At 61.6% G+C, this 19,494-nt stretch carries 16 protein-coding genes; 9 read left to right on the top strand and 7 right to left on the bottom strand.

Annotated elements, in window-relative coordinates; genetic code table 11:
- Positions 1-26 precede the first annotated feature (26 nt).
- Positions 27-1,082, top strand: a complete 1,056-nt coding sequence (locus J3364_RS03890; RefSeq protein WP_349556917.1) for an NAD(P)-dependent alcohol dehydrogenase — start codon at positions 27-29, stop codon at positions 1,080-1,082.
- Positions 1,083-1,103: 21 nt separating this feature from the next.
- On the opposite strand, the gene J3364_RS03885 is transcribed toward J3364_RS03890, so the two are convergent.
- From J3364_RS03885 to J3364_RS03875, 3 genes are all read right to left on the bottom strand, one after another.
- On the bottom strand, positions 1,104-2,873 hold the full coding sequence (locus J3364_RS03885; protein ID WP_349556915.1) for a sensor domain-containing diguanylate cyclase: 1,770 nt from the start codon (positions 2,871-2,873) through the stop codon (positions 1,104-1,106).
- A complete protein-coding gene (locus J3364_RS03880; RefSeq protein ID WP_349556914.1) occupies positions 2,873-3,964 on the bottom strand; it encodes an ABC transporter substrate-binding protein in 1,092 nt (363 codons plus the stop codon). Before J3364_RS03880 ends, J3364_RS03885 begins: the two co-directional genes overlap by 1 nt.
- Before the next feature lie 163 nt (positions 3,965-4,127).
- Entirely contained in the window at positions 4,128-5,069 is a 942-nt protein-coding gene (locus tag J3364_RS03875) for a pirin family protein (RefSeq protein ID WP_349556912.1), read from the bottom strand.
- A gap of 123 nt (positions 5,070-5,192) precedes the next feature.
- Between J3364_RS03875 and J3364_RS03870 the strand changes: the two genes are divergently transcribed.
- Complete coding sequence (locus J3364_RS03870) at positions 5,193-6,374, top strand: BaiN/RdsA family NAD(P)/FAD-dependent oxidoreductase (RefSeq protein ID WP_349556910.1); 1,182 nt, start codon at positions 5,193-5,195, stop codon at positions 6,372-6,374.
- An 8-nt stretch (positions 6,375-6,382) separates the two neighbouring features.
- On the opposite strand, the gene J3364_RS03865 is transcribed toward J3364_RS03870, so the two are convergent.
- Positions 6,383-7,615 (bottom strand): MFS transporter, encoded by a 1,233-nt coding sequence (locus J3364_RS03865; RefSeq protein ID WP_349556909.1) that lies wholly within the window; start codon positions 7,613-7,615, stop codon positions 6,383-6,385.
- Positions 7,616-7,718: 103 nt separating this feature from the next.
- Between J3364_RS03865 and J3364_RS03860 the strand changes: the two genes are divergently transcribed.
- Complete coding sequence (locus J3364_RS03860) at positions 7,719-8,609, top strand: LysR substrate-binding domain-containing protein (RefSeq protein WP_349556907.1); 891 nt, start codon at positions 7,719-7,721, stop codon at positions 8,607-8,609.
- Here the strand turns inward: J3364_RS03860 and J3364_RS03855 are convergent.
- Together J3364_RS03855 and J3364_RS03850 are read right to left on the bottom strand one after the other, a co-directional pair.
- Positions 8,592-9,671, bottom strand: coding sequence for an NAD(P)H-dependent flavin oxidoreductase (locus J3364_RS03855; protein ID WP_349556905.1), 1,080 nt, complete (start codon positions 9,669-9,671; stop codon positions 8,592-8,594). The genes J3364_RS03860 and J3364_RS03855 overlap by 18 nt on opposite strands.
- Positions 9,672-9,790: 119 nt before the next feature.
- A complete protein-coding gene (locus tag J3364_RS03850; protein ID WP_349556903.1) occupies positions 9,791-12,202 on the bottom strand; it encodes a metallophosphoesterase family protein in 2,412 nt (803 codons plus the stop codon).
- Positions 12,203-12,424: 222 nt separating this feature from the next.
- Here J3364_RS03850 and J3364_RS03845 point away from each other — a divergent pair, with 222 nt between their 5' ends.
- On the top strand, positions 12,425-13,138 hold the full coding sequence (locus J3364_RS03845; RefSeq protein WP_349556901.1) for a UTRA domain-containing protein: 714 nt from the start codon (positions 12,425-12,427) through the stop codon (positions 13,136-13,138).
- Positions 13,139-13,217: 79 nt separating this feature from the next.
- Here the strand turns inward: J3364_RS03845 and J3364_RS03840 are convergent, their stop codons facing one another.
- Complete coding sequence (locus tag J3364_RS03840; protein WP_203140525.1) at positions 13,218-14,201, bottom strand: acyl-ACP desaturase; 984 nt, start codon at positions 14,199-14,201, stop codon at positions 13,218-13,220.
- Positions 14,202-14,554: 353 nt separating this feature from the next.
- Between J3364_RS03840 and J3364_RS03835 the strand changes: the two genes are divergently transcribed.
- From J3364_RS03835 to J3364_RS03815, 5 genes are all read left to right on the top strand, one after another.
- Positions 14,555-15,892 (top strand): substrate-binding domain-containing protein, encoded by a 1,338-nt coding sequence (locus J3364_RS03835; protein ID WP_349556898.1) that lies wholly within the window; start codon positions 14,555-14,557, stop codon positions 15,890-15,892.
- A 161-nt stretch (positions 15,893-16,053) separates the two neighbouring features.
- Positions 16,054-17,679, top strand: coding sequence for a serine/threonine-protein kinase (locus J3364_RS03830; RefSeq protein WP_349556896.1), 1,626 nt, complete (start codon positions 16,054-16,056; stop codon positions 17,677-17,679).
- A complete protein-coding gene (locus J3364_RS03825) occupies positions 17,679-18,428 on the top strand; it encodes a PP2C family protein-serine/threonine phosphatase (protein ID WP_349556894.1) in 750 nt (249 codons plus the stop codon). Before J3364_RS03830 ends, J3364_RS03825 begins: the two co-directional genes overlap by 1 nt.
- A gap of 1 nt (position 18,429) precedes the next feature.
- Complete coding sequence (locus J3364_RS03820; protein ID WP_349556892.1) at positions 18,430-18,783, top strand: FHA domain-containing protein; 354 nt, start codon at positions 18,430-18,432, stop codon at positions 18,781-18,783.
- Between the two features lie 292 nt (positions 18,784-19,075).
- Positions 19,076-19,264: a PEP-CTERM sorting domain-containing protein gene (locus tag J3364_RS03815; RefSeq protein ID WP_349556890.1), complete on the top strand. Its 189-nt coding sequence runs from the start codon at positions 19,076-19,078 to the stop codon at positions 19,262-19,264.
- Positions 19,265-19,494 lie beyond the last annotated feature (230 nt).

Genomic DNA, 19,494 nt, shown 5'->3' with positions numbered 1-19,494 from the left:
ATCCCATTGAAAGAGGATACACACCGATGTCGAATGCAAAGGGTTACGCAGCGCACTCGAACACCTCCGGCCTGGCGCCGTTCAGCTTCGACCGGCGCGAACCGCGGCCGGATGATGTATCGATCGAGATTGATTACTGCGGCGTTTGCCACACCGATATCCACTTCGTCCAGAACGACTGGGGCGTGACCAACTATCCGGTGGTCCCGGGCCACGAGATCATTGGCCGCGTCACCGCCGTCGGCAGCGACGTGACCGGTTTCAAAGTCGGCGACGTCGTCGGGGTGGGCTGCATGGTGGACTCCTGCCGCAGCTGCTCGGCCTGCGAAGCCGGCCTGGAACAGTACTGCCTGGAAGGCATGACCTCCACCTACAACGATGAAGACCGGCATGATCACAGCGTCACTTACGGCGGCTATTCCGACAAGGTGGTGGTCAGCGAGCGGTTCGTGGTGAAAGTGCCTGAAAAGCTGGATCCGTCCAGCGCGGCACCGATCCTCTGCGCCGGCATTACCACCTATTCCCCGCTGCGCCACTACGGCGTCAAAGCCGGCCACAAAGTGGGCGTGATCGGCATGGGCGGTCTGGGCCACATGGGCGTGAAGTTCGCCAAGGCGCTGGGCGCAGAAGTGACGATCTTCACCCGGTCGGAAAGCAAGGTGGCCGAGGCCAAGAAACAGGGCGCGGACCACGTGGTGATTTCCACGGACGAGGAGCAAATGGCTGCGGCCGCGGAGCATTATGACTTCATGCTCGATACCGTGCCGGTCCAGCACGACCTCAATCCGTACCTGAACTGCCTCAAGTTCGACGGCATCCACATCATCGTCGGCCTGCTCGAGCCGGTGGATCCGGCCCTGGAAGCAGGCAATCTGGTGTTCAAGCGTCGGGTACTGGCCGGCTCCCTGATCGGTGGTATGCCGGAGACCCAGGAAGTCCTCGATTTCTGCGCCGAGCACGACATCACCTGCGATGTGGAAATGCTGGACATCCAGAATATCAACGGGGCCTATGAGCGCATGAAGAAAGGCGATGTGAAGTACCGCTTCGTCATCGACATGCAGTCCCTCAAGGCGAACTGATCGGCGACCCGCCCCGGACGCTCAGCCCTCGACGAGTGTTAACGGGGCGGCGCCCTCCACGCGATTCCGACCATGCTCCTTGGCCCGATAGAGGGCGTGGTCGGCATCCCGCATCATTCGATCGAACACCGTATCCATGGCGCCGGCGCCATAGTCGCCGAACCAGGTCGCACACCCGATGCTGACCGTCACCCAACCCAGCGGCGAGCCGTCGTGAGGAATCGCCAGGTCAAACACAGCCTTGCGGACACGGTCGGCCACGGCCAGCGCTTCTTCCGCGTCGATGGTCGGCAGCAGGATCGCGAACTCCTCCCCACCCAGACGCACAGACAACTCCCCCGCCCGCGCGCACTGGTGACGAAACACCTCGGCCAGGCGCACCAGGCAGCGATCCCCCTGAGAGTGCCCGTACTGATCGTTATAGGCCTTGAAGTAATCCACATCGATCATCAACACGGATATCGGTTCACCACTGCGTTGAGCACGACGTCCCTCTTGTTCCCGAACTTCCGTGAAGTAGCGCCGATTGGCCAGCCCCGTCAACGGATCGGTGCGTGACAGGCGGTACAGTTCGCGCCGGCTCGCTTCCAGCTGACGCTGGCGCTGCCAGCGCTCGATGACCTTGAACAGGATCTCGCCCAACAACCGTATCAGACGCTCTTCCAACGGCGTGTACAGGCGATTGGCCGGCTCGCGGAACAGCAGAAGGTAGCGCTCGCCTTCCATCTGTACCGAACAGATCGTGTCTCCATCCGACCAGGAAGCCGGCCCCACGTACCAGCCCGGGAACCATTCGGCCCGGGCCAGGACGTCAATATCCGGGAGTTCGCCGCGGGTGCCGGTCCACTGGTAGCACCACGCCCAGTCGCCTTCGACCGGCGCCAGCGCGATGCCGCCGGCAGCGGTCCCCAGCCGCTCTGCACTCTCCGAGAGGGCATCACGGATGGCCTGGGATTGACCGGACGCCGGCACGTCGATCAGCTTGACGGACAGCCGTGACAGAAACTCAAGCGCGGCATTGATGTTCGACACGTCCTCGGTGCGCTGGCGTATCCGATCGTCCAGCCGGTCCCGCTCCTCACTGAGGGCGCGGATGGCCTGGTCACGCTCTTCGCTGAAGCGGGCAATGCCGTCACGCAGCGTATTGAAGCCCTCCACCATCAGGTCGATCTCATCCTCCCAGTGATGTCGGGTGCGTTCGAGTTCCAACGGTGGATTGCGACGACCCGGGTTGAGCTGCCGGCTGTAATCGGCCAGAGTCCGCAGCGGTTTGTTCAGGCGCGCAAAGATAATCCGGTAGGTGATGAGGCTCACCACCAACGCGAACAGGACAAACTCCAGAAAGCTGATGACCACCGACTCGGTGATGGCCTGGTTGATGTAGTTCTGGTCGTACCAGATATCCAGCTCACCGAGGGTTTCGCCCTGGTCGGCGGGATGGGGGATCGGAATACGACGGTCCGGCGCTCGCTGTTGAGGTCTGCTGCCGGACAGGAATGTCATCCCGGTGGCTGCAGATACCCGGGCCGCCGCGATTTCCGGATGACCGGCAATCAGGTCCACCTGGTGCTGCAGGGCATCCGCCTCGATATCCCAGATCCCCACGGTGAGCATCGGCACATAGGCCTTGGCGAAGGCGGCGGTCAGCTTTTCGACCCGGTCCAGTTCCTTGTGGTAGGCGTGGTAGCAATAAAACACGCCGACCACCATCGCAAACACGCCCGCGGCCGCCACGACATTGCGCAGCACCGTACTGGCGAGAGAATGGAAAGGGCGGGCAACGACGCGCATCAGGGCTCCAGCAACCGGGCAAGTTCAAAGTCGTAATGGTCGACCGCCGGATTCAGCGCCTTGCTAAACGGCCGGAAATCCAGCGATGGCACGCCGCTCGCCCCGAATATGGCCAGATAGCGTCGCGCCTTGGCGGGCGAAAACAGGGTGAACATCGGGCGCGCCATTTCCAGCCCTTCCGAATCGGCAAAGTCGATGCCGTGCTGATAGTCGTAAAGCACCACCAGCGCCCAGGCGCCGGCCATGAAGTGGCCGCCGGCCAGTGCGGTCAGCTTGCCGGAAATCACCGCCTGCATGGCCTCGGCCGAGGTGTTCACGCCCGAGAACAGCACGTCTTTTCCCGGTATTCGATGCCCCAGGGCCGACATGGCCCCAAAGGCCACCTGATCACTGCCCGACCAGACCAGGGTCGCATCGGGATAACGCTGGTAGAGCTGACCGGCCTTGAAAGCCGCCACATCCTGCCGCCAGTCGGTCTGCACGAGCTGGTCCACGACCACATCCCCCGCTTCTGCAACGGCCTTGCGCATCCCCTCGTTGCGCTGTATCGACGAATCGGTTGAGCGATCCCCGGACAGGGCCAGCAGATGGAAGCGGCCATCCGGCGCCGACAGCCCCTTATGTCGCGCAGCGTCGATGAGCTTTTTCGCCGTCAGGTACCCCGCATCCTCCGCTTCGGGTGTCAGTGAACCCAGCAGCTCGCTGAAATGCTCGCGGGGTAATCCGTACTGTTGGTGTTCGGTGGGCAGCAGGCCATTGTAAGCCAGGAAAACAGGAATACCGGCCGCTTCGGCCAGTGTCATCTGGGCGGCAAAGGAGCCTTTTTCTACCGACAGGATCAGGTAATCAGGTCGCGCCGCCGGCGGGCGGGCAGTCACCAAGCGGGTCAGCTCAATCTGCTGGAGAACGTCCCGCTCGGCATAGAGGATTTCCAGATCAATGCCCAGACTGCGCGCTGCGGATTGCATGCCACGGGACGCATCAACCCAGAAGGCTTCATCGTGATGCCCCGGATTGATAAACGTGACGGAAAAGGCCCAGCCCCATACGGGCAGGCCGGCCATCACCAACGCGACTGCAATTCGTAACACCACCGACTCCAACGCCATCAGACTTTGCGGCGCCGATTATAATGATGGTTACGCAAAGTGACCATTTTTTACACATATTAATTTACATTTCTTTTTATTGTGGATAGAGCGTTACGACGACAATCCAAAGAGAAGGGACACTGAAAGAGGGGCACCCGGGGTCCTACACTTTCCAGGGAATGGGCGGCGGTGACAGGCGGGGACCATCGAATTGGGGCACATCGCCGAAGCGATCACTGGCCGCCTCCCAATCCCGCTGCGCTTCGGCGATTTCGGACCTGGAATAGCCCACAAAATTCCACCACATCAGCAATTCGTCGTTCAGGGGCTCGCCGCCGAGCAACAGCGCCCGACCTCCGGCCGGCGCCTCGAACGTCACCTCGGACCGCCCCATTCCGAAATAGGCCAGCTCGTTGACGTCATAGGCTTCGCCGGAGCAGGTGAATGCGCCCTCCAGAGGCAGCAGCCCGTATTCATAGTCCGACCGCAAAGGGATCGTGATCGGACCGCCGGATGGATGACGCAAATCCATGCCAATCAGCGGCGAAAAGGCCAGGGTCGGCGCGTTGTGTTCGCGGAAATGACCCGTCAGCAAGGTGGCGTCGGCCCCCTGCTCCTGCCAGCGCGGCAGGTAGGGATAGTGATCGAAACGGGGCTCGGTCTCCCGGTCGGCATACGGCAGGGCGATCCACAGTTGCACCGCGTGCAGGCTGTCAGAATCGCCAATGGATTCTTCGGTGTGTGCGATCCCCTGACCGGCCGTCATCAGGTTCACCTCGCCCGGGCGAATGACCTGCTCGGAGCCCAGGCTGTCCCGGTGCAGGATCTCCCCGGCGATCATCCAGGTGAACGTCTGCAGGCCAATATGCGGATGGGGCCCGATGCGCATCCCGGTATCGCCGGGGCCGAAGGTGGTCGGGCCAATGTGATCGAGGAAGCACCAGGCACCGATCGTACGCCGCTCCCGGGTGGGCACCGACCGGGCCACCGGAATGCCGCCGACATCGGTGATGCGGGCCTTTACCCGTTGCACCTGGTGCTGGCCATCGACCATCGGGCAATCCCGGGACGATGACAGCGTCGGATGAGGATCGGTGTTACTCATGACCACTCCTTTGCCGTCAGGATCTCTTATTTTCATTATAGCCATTCGAACCAACAACGACCCGAACGGAAGAAAAACGTATAATCCGCCGCTGACATGTTCCAACCGGACCCCGAAGTCCCCATGCCGCAAACCTACGATGTGATCATAATCGGCGCCGGTGCCGCCGGCCTGATGTGTGCTGCCACCGCCGGCTACCGCGGGCGCCGCGTGCTGGTGATCGATCACGCCAACAAGCCGGGCAAGAAGATCCTCATGTCCGGTGGCGGGCGCTGCAATTTCACCAACCTCAACAGCACGCCGGCCAACTTCCTGTCCGCCAATCCCCATTACTGTATCTCAGCACTGAAACGCTATACGCCACAGGATTTCCTGGAATTGGTCGAGCGGCACGGTATCGAGCATGAGGAAAAGGCAGCGGGACAGCTGTTCTGCCAGGACAGCAGCAAGGACATCCTCAACATGCTGCTGACCGAGTGCGAATGGGCGGGCGCCGAGATCCGGCTCAAGACCAGCGTGACCGCGATCCGTGAACAGTCAGGGGGTTATCAGGTACGGACCAGCACCGGCACGCTGACCTGCGAATCGCTGATCGTGGCCTGCGGCGGGCTCTCGATTCCCACCATGGGCGCTACCGGCTTCGGCTATGACATCGCCCGACAGTTTGGCCTGGAGGTTCTGCCCACTCGGGCGGGCCTGGTGCCCTTCACTTTGCATCCTGAACTGAAGGAACAGCTGGCGCCGCTGTCCGGCATCAGCTGCCCGGTCGATGTCCACTGCAACGGCGAGCACTTCCGGGAACCCATGCTGGTGACGCATCGCGGGCTGAGCGGTCCATCGATGCTTCAGATTTCGAGCTTCTGGCAACCGGGGGACACCCTCCAGATTGATCTGCTGCCCGGCGAGAACGCGCAGGAACGCCTCAGCCAGCTGCGCCAGGAAAAGCCCCAGTCCACCGTGGCCCATTACCTGAACCGCCACCTGCCCAAGCGTTTTGCCCAGGCCTTCAACGACCTCCAGGATTGGACCGGCCCCTTGCAGGGCTATCGGAATGCCGATATTGAAGCCGTAGGACAGACACTGAACCGCTGGACGATCAAACCGGCGGGCACCGAAGGCTATCGAACGGCCGAGGTGACCCTCGGCGGCGTCGACACCCGCCAGCTGTCGTCAAAGACCATGGCCGTCAACGACCGCCCCAACCTGTTCTTCATTGGTGAGGTGGTGGACGTGACCGGGCACCTGGGCGGCCATAATTTCCAGTGGGCGTGGGCGTCCGGCGTGGCATCCGGCAACGCCGCCTGATCCGACGATCAGGCCGCCGCCGGCGCCAGATTGGCCACCCGGTATTCCCGAATCGGCCAGTGCAGTCCGACCGCCACCAGGCTCAGCACGACGCTGGTCCACCAGACCGCGTCATAGTGACCGGTGTGTTCGTAGATCCAGCCACCCAGCCAGACACCGGTAAAGCTGCCCATCTGGTGCCCCAGGAACACGACGCCATAGAGAGTCGCCATGTAGCGGGTGCCGAACATGGTCGCCACCAGTCCCGTGGTTGGCGGCACCGTCGCCAGCCAGAGAAAGCCCGTCAGGCAGCTGAACGTGAGCACCGACGCCAGCGACAGCGGCAGCACCAGTAACGCCACAGTCACCACACCCCGGGCGATGTAGATGAACATCAGCACCCGCTTCATCGATACCCGACCGGAGATGTAGCCGGACACCATCGCGCCCACCACGTTGCATAGACCAATTAGCGCAATGGACCAGGCCGCCACATCCGGATCAAAGCCGTTGTCGGTGAGATACCCCGGAAAATGTACAGTGATGAACGCCAGGTGGAAGCCGCAGACGAAAAACCCCACCGTCAGCAACCAGTATGAAAGATGGCCCCGGGCCAGACCTATCGTCGAGGCAAGGGATGCTTCAGTCCCGGCCCCAGGGGTCGCTGGCGCAGTTACCTGAGGCTTAACCAGCCGGGCCAGCGGCATGACCAGGATGATCATGCCCAGCGCCATCAGGGACATGACATTCAACGCGCCGGTCCAGCCAAACAGGTCGATAAACTGCTGAGCCAGCGGCACGATCAGAAACTGCCCCATGGAGCCGGCGGCTGTTCCTACGCCAAGCACCCACTGCCGATCCTCCTCGCTTACAGCCTTGGCCATCAGCGGCAAGACGATACCAAAACCGGTTCCGGCGATACCGGCCCCCACCAGGAAGCCCGCGCCCATCTGCAGGGTCCAGACGGAATCGACACCCGCTGTCAGCCACAGCCCGAGGGCGTAGAGCAGCGCGCCCGCAACGATCACTTTCGTGTTACCGAATCGATCCGCCAACCCACCGGCCAGTACGGCGATGACACCCCAGGCGAGGTTCTGGATCGCCAGGGCCAGGCCAATGACGTCCCGCCCCCAGTCGTTGGCCTCGGACATCGGCTGCACAAACAGGCCAAAGCTGGCACGAAAGCCGAAGGCAAACATCAACAACAGGGAGGCAGCCACCAGGATGATCCAGGCATTGGGGCTCAGGCGGGCTGACTTCATGACGCGCTCCGTTCAGGTTGAGAATGAATTCAGCTATTCTCAACAGAAGCCTAATCACCAACAAACGATATTTTTTGCGACCTTGAAAGAGAATTTCTAAATCGTGAGTCAGCCACCGCTTAAAGCCCTGCACTACTTTTGCGTGGCCGCCCGGACCCTGAGTTTCAAGCAGGCGGCCGACGAGCTTTCCGTCACGCCCGGCGCCATCAGCCAGCAGGTCAAAACCCTGGAAGACTGGTTGGGGCTGCCGCTGTTCCAGCGCAGCGCGCGCCAGGTCACCCTGACCGAGGCTGGCAGTTCATTCTACCGGCGCATCTATCCGCTGTTATCGGAGTTACTGGGCGTCACCGTCTCCATGCAGCGGATCAACCGCACCCGGACGGTCCGCCTGACCCTGCCGCCGGGATTCGCCATGATCCGTTTCGGACCGCAACTGGGAAGGTTTCGCAAGGCGCATCCGGACATTGAGCTGCAGCTGCATGCTTCATCGTTACTGTCGACACTGGACGGCAGCGATCACGACCTGGCGATCCGTTACCTGCCCGAGGCCGACCCACGTTTTGACTGCAATGGCCTGGGAAAACTGGAGGTCATGGCGGTGTGCAGCCCCGAATACCGGTCGCAACATTCCGGACTTGAGGGCGGCAACCTCGACGGGTGCACACTGCTGCACGATCACCTGCACCAGGACTGGCAGCGCATGATCCAGCAAACGGGCCTGACAGGCCACCCACGGGACAATCTCTATTTCGATCACTCCACCCTGGCCCTGCAGGCTGCGGAAAGCCATCTGGGTGTCTGGCTGACCGATCAGATCCTGGGCAAACCAGCGCTCGACACGGGCCGGCTGTGCCGGATCTTTGAAACGACGCTGCCGGCGCGACGCCACCTGTTTCTGGTGCATAACCGCCAGACCCCGCTGAGCGACGCCGCAACGACGGTCAGGCAGTGGATTCTCGATCACTTTCGGCTGGGGTCAACGACCGACGGCTGAGGCCAGTTTCAGTTCCTCCATCAGACGCTCAACCAATTCGGCGGCGGGAAGCGATCGCGCCAGTGGTGCGCCCTGCCCGGCCCAACAGGCATCGAACCCATGCTGACCGGCTTCCAGTGCGGCCGCTTTCAGTGCCTTGCCAGCCACATAGGCGATGGGGTAATCCGGCATGATGCCCAACGCCGAGGGAGTTTCCACCTCCTGGCTCCAGCGGTCGACAAAGCCCCGCGCGGGACGGCCGGAAATCACCGATGTCAGGCGGGTCTGGATCGCCGCGCCATCGCGGAAGCGGGCCCGGTAGGCGTCATCGGCCGAGGATTCCGGCGAAAGGATAAAGGCCGTGCCCATCTGCACACCCACGGCTCCCAGATCCAGTGCCGCCCGGATACTCCGACCATCCATGATGCCGCCAGCTGCAAGGGCCGGTAGACGGCAATAATTGCTGAACAGGCGCACCAGCGGAAAGGTCCCCAGTTCCGGCCCGCCAGCGGGATCAAACACGCCGCTGTGGCCGCCCGCCTCACGCCCCTGGGCGACGATGCCATGCAAGCCGGCTTTCTGGATCTGGAACGCTTCGTTGAGGCAGGTAGCTGTCGCCATCAGTGTGATGCCGGAAGCGCGCAGCTCATCGATCCAGTCCTGGCGCGGCAGACCGAAGTGGAAACTGACTACCGCAGGCTGGGTTTCCAGCAGCATCTCGAACATAGCCTCGTTCTCGACGAAGCTGAGATAGGGAGACGCCAGCGACGCCGGTGGCTCGGCCTGCACTTCCTCGAACAACGGCTTGAGATAGGCCAGCCAGGCCGCCTCCCGCTCCGGGTCCGGCTGTTCCGGCTGGTGGCAGAAGACGTTGACGTTAAACGGGCGGGCGGTCTGCTGATGGGTGTCATCGATCATCTTCCGGGCGACCGCCACGCTGCTGGCGCCAATACCAATCGAACCCAGTCCTCCGGCATTGGACACGGCCGCCGCCAGCGCCGGTGTCGACACGCCAGCCATGGGCGCCTGGATGATGGGATGGGATATCCGGACCCGCCCGATTGCCATGCTGAAATCAGCCATGCTGCACCTCCCTGCTCGTCAAGACAGTTTGCTCTCCCTGAAAAATAACACCCCCGGGCTCCTGAGCGGGAGTCCGGGGGTGTTATTCCGGAAATAGGCAGGGTGAATTTTGTCGATCGTCAGTACAGCAGGTGCAGCGTCATCTCATCGAAGTACACGTCGTTGTCGCTTCCCGCCTGGCGCTCGCCGCCCATCACGACTTTCACACGACGCGTCCCACTCGGCAGTACCGCACTGATCTGCACCGGCTGCCAGGACTTGGCGGTACTGATGGTCTGCGGCGTGCTGCCGGACCAGTCGAGTGTATCGCCTGCACCGTCATAGGCTTCGACGTAAACCATCGGGGTGTCCTTGCCTTCCCAGGTGGTCATCCGGGCCTCGAATTCGAGATAGGCGCCGCCGCTGTCAATCTGCGTGGCATAAGCGGAGAGATCCACCTCCTGTGACAGGCTATCCACACAACAGTCAGCCGGCGAACCCTGCCCGAACCCGCGGCCGGCAAAATAGTAATCGCCCAACGCGGCACCGAATCCACCGTTGTCGCCGGCGCCAATCGCACTCATCAACCCGGCTTCCAGATCCCAACTGCTGGTATCGCCGGCTTCCGCGTCACCGTTGACCAGTAGGTTGGCGGTCTGGGTGCCGGCAATACTGAAGCTGGCGGTCTCCGTCCAGGCGGACCAGTTCATGGTGTTGTCGCGGGTTCGCGCACGCCAGAAGTAGGTGGCGCCTGGCTTCAGGGCCAGGTTCGGCCGCGACTGGCCCGCGTAGGCATCGTAACCGGAGACATGGGTGTTCTGGGAACTGTAGCGTTTGTTCCAGCGGTAGTAGTCGTCGCCACCCACACGCAGCGTTTTCTGGTCAGCCAGAGTCGACAGGTCCAGGGTCAGGATGTCCACGAACTGCTGGGTATCGATGGCCTCGAATCCGGTCAGGTCATTGCCCTCGACCTGGTCGGCCGAGTCGTAGAACCAGTTGTGGCGCCGGGTATCGTTGCCCCAGATGTCAAAGACGGTGTCGCTGAAATCCTCCGTCTCGCTGACCTGCCATTGCACCGCCTCGACGGCCTCTGGTTGCGCGACGCTGATGCCCAGGGACACATCGGCGGGCTGCAGTTCCCCCTCGCCCGCCGTGATCACCGGCAGGGCGTTATTGGGCTCGGCGTGGAACGTCACCTCATCCACCACGTCGAACGCCGTGTCACCGTCATAACCGCCTTTGCGCCGCTGCAGGGTCAGACTCGGATCCGGCTCGAAGCGGAAGGTCAGCACGTTGTAGCCAAACTCACTGCGACTGACGGCAAAGGTGTCATAATCCCGGATCTGGTCGCTCTGGTGACCGACGTCGTCCAGGGGCTCGACATAGCCGGATGCGCTGGCGGCGTCCAGCCACAGATGCGGCACATTCATCGACTGCCCTCGCGAATACGCGTGGGTATGGCCGAAAAGATGCCCGGTAATCGCCCCGGTATCGGCACTGTATTGCTCGAGTTCGGCCACCAGCTCACAGGAACCGATGCTTTCCCCCACGTTCCAAAGCTCAGACAGGCAGCCGTGGTGAAACAGGCCGAAAACGAACGGCATGTCGGACAGACGGGCATCCCGAAGGGTTTCCTTGAGCCACTGTCGCTGAATCGCCAGGGTGTCCCGGTTAAAGGCCCCGTGCGCGCCGGAAATGGGATAGCTGTCCAGGCCGACCAGGCGCAAGCCGAGGTAATCCAGGTAATACCAGTGTTCATCATAGCCCACCGAGCCATTGGCAGGTGGTGCCATGTATGTCCGGTAGAGTTTGATCTCAGCATCGCTGTAGTAATCGTGGTTACCCGGGACGGTAATCAGCGGCACATAAGGCGTGATGGCGGCCATCCGACCGAACATCTGCTCCCGCCAGTCCTGCCGGTTGCCGCCGACCTGCACCACATCCCCGGAAATGGTGATGCCGGCGATGTTTTCAGCGCAGGTCTCGGGGTGGCTGCCATCGCATTCCAGGGTCATGAAGCCCTTTTCCACCACGTTGTCGAGTACGTCCAAGTACTCTGACCGATCAAGCTGGGTATCGCTCAACGCCAGGAATTCCGCCTTGTCGACGCCATCCGCAGCAACCGGCCAGGTCTTGAACGCAAATGGCTGAGTCACCTGAACCGCTCCTTCGCCATCCCGCGTCAGCACGTAGTACTCGTAAAGCGTATTGGAGGACAAGCCGTCGAGGCGTGCCTGGTAGACCTGTTCACCGTCGGCCACGGCGTCGGCAGGCACCTTGTTAAACGCATCGCTACTGCCAAACGGGCGGGCCCAGACTTCCGGCGAGCCGTCAGCCGTCTCAAACAGGACCGTCATGCCGTCCGGCGACGGCGCCTGCAAGTAGGGCCGCACCATGAAATCCGGCGCTGAATCGGCGCTGGGGGCAACCACGACCGGCTTTTCGGGCTGGCTGCTGTCGCCGGCATCCGAGCTGCTTCCGCCGTCGGCCGAAACATCACCGTTTTCCCCGTTACAACCGCTCAGCAATAAGGCCGACAGACCTGCGGCCATCAATATTCGTGATGAGAAAAGCATGAGGCACTCCCTTGATTCTGGTTATCTGGTACGTACCAGATTGGCAAGGGAAGATGTCAGTCATTCTCGATTTCGATGTCAGTCCATTGACGTTTTTGTGACAACTGGTATGTACCAGTTTACATTCACAAACCGCTGTCACATATCGGTCATCAAGTTGGGCTGAACTGAATGCACCCGTATCCAAACAGGATTGCCATGACACAACGTGCCACCTACCAGTCAGTCGCCGCCCACATTCAAGACCGAATCGAGGCCGGAGAACTGACGATCGGACGACGCCTTCCCTCTGAGCGCCAGCTGTGTGAACAACTCCAGGTCAGTCGCGCCAATGCCCGTGACGCCCTGCACCACCTTGAAAATCGCGGGCTGATCTATCGACTCAACCGGATCGGCTGGTACGTGTCACCGCCGGTCTTCATCTACGATCCCACACGAACCCACAGCATCCTGCACGAAGCCAGGCAACATCAGCGGTCACTGGAAACCGAGCTGATCTCGGCAAAGCGGGAAACGGTATCGGTGGCCATCACCAGGACGTTGGGACTGAGCAGCCAGACCCCGGTCTACAAAGTCATCCGCCGGAGATCGATCGACGGGCGCTGGGCGCTGCTGGAGTCCTGCTATTACCGGGAGGACGCCTTCGAAGGCCTTTTGGAGCAGGATCTGAGCGGGTCGCTGACGGATCTCGTCAGCCGGCATTACGGCTATCGCCAGCGGTCACTGAACATCGGCATTTCATCGACCTGCCTGAATGACCAGCAGGCCCTGTGCCTGCAGGTGCGCGAAGGCTCTCCAGCCCTTCGACTGGAGCGGTCTGTATGCGTTTATGGCCAATGCCTGATCGTCGAAATGGAGCACTGGCTCCACGACACGGTGGAAATGCGGGTTAAGGGGGAAAGCCAGGAATAGAGATGACCGGTCGGCGCCCCATTGAGGAGCTGGACACCGACCGGTTGCCATCCATCGCTTTCGGGACGCCATGCCCGGATCAGGCCGTCTCCATCTCGAAATCCATCACGCGACGATTGATGAAGTCGAAGCTGAAGCTCTTGCTGCGCATGCGGCGCTCGATGAGGCTGGCCAGCTTATCCAGACGGGCGGGCACAGCCATCAGCTTGTCCTGTGCCTCACGGCCGGCCGCATCGTTGGGCACCAGATCGGCAATCCCCCAGCTGTCCAGACATTGCTGAACCACTTTGCGGTAGTCCCGGGGACCGTAGATGCCGGCGCGGTGGACCACATCCGCCATGTCGTCGTAGCCGGCGATGTTGTGGCCCGGCATCGCCAGGCGCGGCGTCACTTTCAGGGCCGATTGCATGGCCCGGGTGCTGTCGGTTTCCAGCAGGCCACAGAAGGCATCCCGATAGAACCGGAAATGCCGCGACTCGTCGGCCGCAATGTGTCCAAGGATGCGCTGAATGACCGGATCGTAGTTGGCCGCCAGCTTGCCGGTGTTGGCATGAGCCGCCTGGGTGGCGCGCTCCTGCAGGCTGGTGTAGGCGAGCAGCTGGTAGGGATCGTCATGCCACTCGGGATCGAAACCGGACTCCAGGTACAGGTACTGGAGCTTCTCGAAGGCTTCCATATTGAACAGTCGGGTATCGCGGACGTAGTCGTGCAGCGCGCAGCCGTGACGATCCTCTTCCGCCGTCCAGAGGAAGTTCCAGCGCTCCCACGCGTTGCCATGGCCCAAGTGGACGGCAATCAGGCGATGGAAGTGCGGCAGGCCTTCTTCGGTCAGCAGATTCAGTGCCAGCGACACCCGTACCGGATCGGGCAGACCCCGGGCGCGCTCGCGCAGATCAACCAGATACTGTTCCTGGTCGTCCGTGATCCCCTCGCTGGAAGGCAGGAATTCGCTGGGCATCCACAACCGCCGCTCGTCCAGGTGGCGTTGCGTCAGTTTTTCGACCAGGGGTTCCAGAGACGCCAGGACCTCCCGTTTCTCGTTCAGTTCCGTCGATGCCGTCATTCTGTGTTCTCCTCTCGATTACCCGGGCTCAGCGTACACGCGTCCGCCAAAAATCATTGATGCTCTAAAATTACCATTGCCATCCGGGCCCACACAATCCTATCAAGACTATTCGCTATGCCTTTATAGAGGATGTCACCCATCCTTAATAAGCGACAGACCCACGGTGAAAGGCTTACACCCGTTCTCTTAAATTTCTGTGACAGCCGGGGCCAGAGACCGCCCGATAGCGGCCGGACAAGCGTCTGCAACCGGAAATAATGCTCCGGATCACAATCGGTTATCGACGCTGTCATTGTAATGTCACACAGCTGTCATACCGTTCCGTTTTCCCAGAAACCGGAGACAGTATCGTGCCGATAGCCTTCGTCCGCCGGCTGGCCACGCTCGCCAGCGCTACCCTGCTTGCCCTCATCAGCGCCCTCGCCTGCGCCAACGATCTGGAAATTCATGGCTCCAACACCATTGGCGCCCGACTCGCGCCGGCCCTGGTGGCCGGCTACCTGAAACAGGCCGGCGCCAGTAACATCGCCATTAAAAGCACGCCGGTCGAGAATGAGCAGCGCATCACCGGCCAATTGAAAGGCCAACTGTTCGAAGCCCGGGTGGAAGCCCATGGCTCATCTACAGGCTTCAAGGGGCTGATGGAAGGCAGCTCCCAGATCGCTGCCGCCTCGCGCCCGGCAAAAGACAAAGAGGTCCAGTTGCTAGCCAAACGCACTGACCTTCGCGATCGGGCCAGCGAGCACATCATTGCCATTGACGGGCTGGCCATCCTGGTGCATCCGTCCAATCCGATTGAGACGCTGCAAAAAGACACGCTGGCGAAGATCTTTGCGGGCCAGATCAGCAACTGGAAACAGATTGGCGGACCGGACCGCGGGATTCACGTCTACGCCCGGGACGAGCGATCCGGCACCTGGGACACGTTCCATCACCTGGTCCTGGGCAAGCAGTACAACCTGACCCCAAACGCCAAACGCTACGAGTCTAACGACCGGCTGTCCGACGACGTCAGCCAGGATCCAGCCGGCATCGGCTTTACCGGCCTCGCCTCGGTTCGTAACAGCAAGGTGCTTGCGATCGCCGATGGCGATTCTGCGGCCCTGCTACCGACCCGACTCAATGTCGCCACTGAGGATTACCCGCTTTCCCGCCGCCTGTTTCTCTATTCCATGGGCAGCGATGACAGCCCGGTGACCCGTGACTTCCTGGAATTCGTGCAGGGCCCCAAAGGGCAGGATATCGTTCAGCAGACCGGCTACATTTCGCAGAATATCCAGGCGGTGGAGGATGATCGCGGTGACAGCATTCCTGCCTCGCTGCGCACCCTCACCCACGATTTCCAGCGTCTGAGCGTCAACTTTCGTTTCGCCGAAGGCCGCACCCACCTGGACAATAAGGCCCACCGCGACCTGGCCCGACTCAAACGTTTCCTGGACGCCCATCAGGCCAGTGGCAGCGACCTGATGCTGATTGGCTACGCCGACAAGCAGGCCAATGAACTGCGCGCCCAGATGATTTCCGAGCTGCGGGCCCTGTCGGTCAAAAAGGCTTTGCGCAAGGAGCAGGGCATCAACGTGTCCGCGTATACGGGCTACGGCCACTATGTGCCGGTCGCCGGCAGTGGCGGTGCGGAAGGCGCGAGCCGGAACGGGCGCGTGGAAGTCTGGTACCGGCAGACCCATTGAATGGACAGGCGAGTGCCGGGCAACGGCAGGGCCCGGCAACACATTTGCTTACAAAAAACCAAAAAACTCCAATAGTCCCGGAAAGTTACACTTCCTACACTCCGTAAAGGCGTTTTACATCTTTTTACGGAGTGGCCGTCATTCGCTTCCTGCTTTCCCATATGTTCAGTCTGCGTCTGGTGGTCGTCGCTCTCGCCCTGGTTGCCGTGCTGGCCGGCGACCAGCTGCCCCTGATTGACCACCTGGACCACGCCACCTTCCTCACATTACGGGACGTGCCCGATCAAGGCGGCGCGGAAGCGGTTCCCCCGCCCGGCAATGGCTTCCAGCAATATCTCAGCCGCCAGGAGCTGCACCAGCCGGACTGGAGCATTCACCTGATTCGTGGCCTGGTGGTCGGTGTCGTCCTGCTGCTGGTTTTCGGGATGCCGGCGTTCGGCACGGGGCTCTCCAGCCTGCTGGTGGCGCTGGCACTGATCGGCCTGCTGGTGGCTCAAGCCATCCTGTTACTCTACCGCCAGACCTGGATCCCCATGGGGACGGTACTGACCGTGCTGGTTCCGGGCTTCGCCATCATGTTGTTCTGGATGCAGCCCTTCCGTGAGATTCGAGGCCTGCGCCGGAACCTCCGCCAGGCCCGCTGCCAGCTGGGTCGACTGCTGCTTCAGCAGGGCCAACCGGACGAGGCTCTGGCCGCCCTGGCTGACTGCCCACCCTGCCAGGCCAGCCTCGACCTGCAATACGACATCGCCATCCAGCAGGAGCGTAAGCGCCAGTACGAGGCGGCCGCCGACACCTATCGCCAGATCCTGGCCCAGCGCAAGGGCTTCAAGGATGTCGCCAAGCGGCTGCAGGCGCTGGAACAGTTCGGTGCAACCGGCACCAACCCTCAACCGATCAGCTATGACGCCACCAGCACCCTGGTCCTGCCGGACACATCCGTCAGCAAACCGACGCTGGGACGCTACGAAATCGAACGGGAACTGGGGCGCGGCGCCATGGGTGTGGTCTACCTGGGGCAGGATCCCAAGATCGCTCGCCGGGTCGCCGTCAAGACCTTCAGCTACGCCCAGTTCGAGGGCACCGAGCTCAACGAACTCAAGAGCCGCTTCTTCCGGGAAGCGGAGGCGGCCGGCCGGTTGAACCACCCGGCGATCGTCACGGTCTATGATGTAGGTGAAGAAGCAGACCTGGCGTTCATCGCCATGGACTATGCTGAAGGCCGTCCGCTCAGTGCCTGGGGCAAGCCCGACCGACTGCTGAAACTGCCGGTGGTGCTCGACGTTCTGGCCCGGGTCGCCGAAGCCCTGGACTACGCCCACGGCCAGAAAATCGTCCATCGTGACATCAAGCCGGGAAACATCATCTACGACGCCAGGAGCGGGGACGTGAAAATCACCGACTTCGGTATCGCCAAAATCGCCGACGACTCCCGCACACGCACAGGCAATGTCATGGGCAGCCCGCTCTACATGTCACCGGAGCAGCTCAAGGGGCAGCGGGTGACCGGGCGCTCCGACACCTACAGCCTCGGGGTGACGCTTTACAAGCTGGTTTCCGGCGCGACACCATTCAACGCCGACACCCTGGCCAACCTGACCTACCAGATTCTGAACAAGCGCCCCCGCAGCGTTCGGGAATTCAACCCGGACCTGCCGGATGGCGTGGTCCGACTCATCAACAAAGCCATACAGCGGGATCCGGCCAAGCGCTTCGCCAGCGCTGGCGCCATGGCTGACGCCCTGCGCCGGGCCGCTGCGCGTGAAGGCAGCAAGGAGGCTACCTGATGACGCTCATCGCCACCGGACTCACCGACATCGGCACCCGCCGGGTCAGCAACCAGGACGCCATTGCCTGGCACGTCTGCCCGGACAGCACCCGGGCCCTGGGCATCGTGGCCGATGGCATGGGTGGCTACAAGGGTGGTGAAATCGCTAGCCAGGTGGCCGTCAACGTCATTACCCAGGCGCTGGTGCCGCTGGTCAACCAGCCTCCCGTGGACGACGCCGACCAGGTCCGGGCCATTCGCGACGCCGTCAACGAAGCCAATGAGCAGATTCAGGCGCTGCGCGAGGAAGATCCGGTACTGGGCAACATGGGCACGACCATCGTGCTGGTCTGGATCCAGGGTAGCGATGCGCTGGTCGCACACATTGGCGACTCCCGCTGCTACCACCTGAGCGGTGACCAGCTGGACCTGAAAACCCGGGACGACACCGTCGTCCAGAACATGATCGACGACGGCAGCATCAGCGAGGCCGAAGCACCACGCATGCCGTTCCGTAACGTGCTGACCCAGGCGCTGGGCTCCAACGAGGCCGCCGAGCCATCCCTGTGCCGCTTACAGCTGGCGCGCGGCGACCGGCTTCTGCTCTGTTCCGATGGCCTGACCGAAGCGGTGCCCGAGGCCGACTGGCCCGGTTTGATGCCGGCACGAGTTCCGCTGCGCGAGCAGGCCAACACACTTATTCACACCAGTCTCGAAAACCAGGCGGCGGACAACGTGTCCGTCGTACTCATTCTCAAGGAGTCATGACATGGCAGCGCTTTCCCATCTGGTCGACAACCTTGTTGTCAACACGTTCGAACTGGACGGACCACGCGTCCACATCGGACGTCACCCGGACAACACCATCCAGATCGACGAGATCTCCGTCAGCGCCCGCCATGCCTATATCGATGTGGAGCCGAACGCGTATCTCGAAGGCACCATCGACTACTACATAACCGACGACAACAGCACCAACGGGACCTTCGTCAACGACATCCGTATCGACGGACGCCAGCGGTTGAACAACAACGATGTGGTGCGGATCGGCTGGAACCTGTTCCGGTTCGTGGACGAGGAAGAGAACACGCTGGAGAAGACCGCCTTTATCCTTGAAGAGTAAATCCGACCACTTCAATTCGGGCGGCCGGCCATGGGCCGCCCTCGCCTGCCGGCACTGCCAATTTTTCTGACACAGCGCCCGTTTTCCCGCCTCATCTGGACGAAGCCCAACCCGTTGAATTCACGGCCCTGTCAGCGTAATCGAAAAATCAGACGCATCAGGGGGAGTCGGCGCACTTTACAGTCTGACGACAAGCGCCCTGCAAGCCGTTGATTTACGCCGCCGCCGATTCAGGCACGCTATATGCTGCTTATTGTGTGGGCCTTCATGGGTCTACATTGAGGACAATGTCATGGATAAACTGATTGTTTTTGTATTGACTGCACTGCCAGCCATTGCATTTGCGGGCCAACACACATGCCGTTATAACTGCACCCCCGATCCGGTATCTGTTCCGGAACCCGGAATGCTGGGCCTCATGGCTACCGCTGGTGCCGCGCTCTTCCTTGTGAGCCGTTTCAGCAAGAAGAGACAAAAATAAGGCAGTCGCCGGACGCCGCCTTCCAAGATTAAAGGCGCGTCAGCCTCGCTTGCCATCCGGCGTCCGGCATTTCCACAACTCAACGACAAAACCGCTGGCGTCATAGACGACCTCCACACTCCTGATTGAGTGCCGCAAACCAAACGCCACGGCGGGGTGAACAGACCAGTACCCGAGTCACCCCGCCGCGGACCTTGAATAGGCTATTCAACCACCTTCGCTTCTTTTAA

Origin of the sequence: Marinobacter sp. NFXS9 (assembly GCF_040148665.1) — a bacterium.
GTDB lineage: Bacteria > Pseudomonadota > Gammaproteobacteria > Pseudomonadales > Oleiphilaceae > Marinobacter_A > Marinobacter_A mangrovi.
Note: the sequence above shows the minus strand (reverse complement) of the source record. Positions and strands in the feature narration are given on the sequence as shown.

Bases quoted from the DNA above. Each gene is read 5' to 3' on its own strand.
- J3364_RS03840 (WP_203140525.1), bottom strand. From the start codon at position 14,201: ATGACGGCATCGACGGAACTGAACGAGAAACGGGAGGTCCTGGCGTCT.
- J3364_RS03815 (WP_349556890.1), top strand. From the start codon at position 19,076: ATGGATAAACTGATTGTTTTTGTATTGACTGCACTGCCAGCCATTGCA.
- J3364_RS03825 (WP_349556894.1), top strand. From the start codon at position 17,679: ATGACGCTCATCGCCACCGGACTCACCGACATCGGCACCCGCCGGGTC.
- J3364_RS03885 (WP_349556915.1), bottom strand. From the start codon at position 2,873: ATGCGCGTCGTTGCCCGCCCTTTCCATTCTCTCGCCAGTACGGTGCTG.
- J3364_RS03875 (WP_349556912.1), bottom strand. From the start codon at position 5,069: ATGAGTAACACCGATCCTCATCCGACGCTGTCATCGTCCCGGGATTGC.
- J3364_RS03820 (WP_349556892.1), top strand. From the start codon at position 18,430: ATGGCAGCGCTTTCCCATCTGGTCGACAACCTTGTTGTCAACACGTTC.
- J3364_RS03830 (WP_349556896.1), top strand. From the start codon at position 16,054: ATGTTCAGTCTGCGTCTGGTGGTCGTCGCTCTCGCCCTGGTTGCCGTG.
- J3364_RS03850 (WP_349556903.1), bottom strand. From the start codon at position 12,202: ATGGCCGCAGGTCTGTCGGCCTTATTGCTGAGCGGTTGTAACGGGGAA.
- J3364_RS03845 (WP_349556901.1), top strand. From the start codon at position 12,425: ATGACACAACGTGCCACCTACCAGTCAGTCGCCGCCCACATTCAAGAC.
- J3364_RS03870 (WP_349556910.1), top strand. From the start codon at position 5,193: ATGCCGCAAACCTACGATGTGATCATAATCGGCGCCGGTGCCGCCGGC.
- J3364_RS03890 (WP_349556917.1), top strand. From the start codon at position 27: ATGTCGAATGCAAAGGGTTACGCAGCGCACTCGAACACCTCCGGCCTG.
- J3364_RS03855 (WP_349556905.1), bottom strand. From the start codon at position 9,671: ATGGCTGATTTCAGCATGGCAATCGGGCGGGTCCGGATATCCCATCCC.
- J3364_RS03865 (WP_349556909.1), bottom strand. From the start codon at position 7,615: ATGAAGTCAGCCCGCCTGAGCCCCAATGCCTGGATCATCCTGGTGGCT.